The organism is Methylobacterium sp. J-043 (assembly GCF_022829505.1).
Taxonomy (GTDB): Bacteria; Pseudomonadota; Alphaproteobacteria; order Rhizobiales; family Beijerinckiaceae; genus Methylobacterium; species Methylobacterium extorquens_A.
Map to the genome: position 1 here is coordinate 1 of NZ_JAKSYB010000055.1, position 770 is coordinate 770.

Below are 770 nucleotides of genomic sequence, written 5' to 3' on the forward strand. Positions count from 1 at the left end.
GGGTAGCGCAGCGCGATCGGGCCCGAATCGTGCGCGTGGCAGGTCGCCACCATGTGCACCAGTTCCGCCTCGTCGGCGGCGGCCATCACCGTCATGTTCGGCAGGCAGCAGAGATAGGCCAGATCGAACGCGCCCGCATGCGTCGCGCCGTCGGCACCCACCAGACCAGCCCGGTCGAGGCAGAACCGCACCGGAAGGTTCTGCAGCGCCACATCGTGCACGACCTGATCGTAGGCCCGCTGCAGGAAGGTCGAGTAGATCGCCACGAACGGCTTGTAGCCCTCCGTCGCCAGACCGCCGGCAAACGTCACCGCGTGCTGCTCGGCGATGCCGACGTCGAAGGTCCGGTCGGGATGCGCCTTGCCGAACAGGTCGATGCCGGTGCCGCCGGGCATGGCGGCGGTGATCGCCACCACCTTCGGGTCGGCATCGGCCGCCTTGATCAGGCTCTCGCCGAACACCCTTGTATAGGCCGGGGCGTTGGCCTTGGCCTTGGCCTGCACAACCTCGACCACCTGCTCCCCGTCCTGAAGAACGTGCGCGACTCGGATCAGGGCCCGATCCTGCTCCACGTCGTCACCCAGAAGGGCAAGGGTTACGCGCCGGTGGAAGCACCCGCCGACCGCTACCACGGCGTGTTCAGGTTGGACGGGGTTTCGGGCGTGCAGGCCAAGGCAAAGGCGAAAGCCCAGGCCGATCCAAGGGTGTTCGGCGAGAGCCTGATCAAGGCGGCCGATGCCGACCCGAAGGTGGCGGCGGTGATCGCCACC

At 68.1% G+C, this 770-nt stretch carries 2 pseudogenes; one reads left to right on the forward strand and one right to left on the reverse strand.

The annotated features are described in order from the left end of the window. Window positions 1-515: pseudogene (locus tag MKK50_RS14765) on the reverse strand (1-deoxy-D-xylulose-5-phosphate synthase); the annotation flags it as partial. A gap of 21 nt (window positions 516-536) precedes the next feature. On the opposite strand from MKK50_RS14765, the pseudogene MKK50_RS14770 reads away from it, so the two are divergent. Then, window positions 537-770 (forward strand): annotated as a pseudogene (locus tag MKK50_RS14770) (1-deoxy-D-xylulose-5-phosphate synthase); the annotation flags it as partial.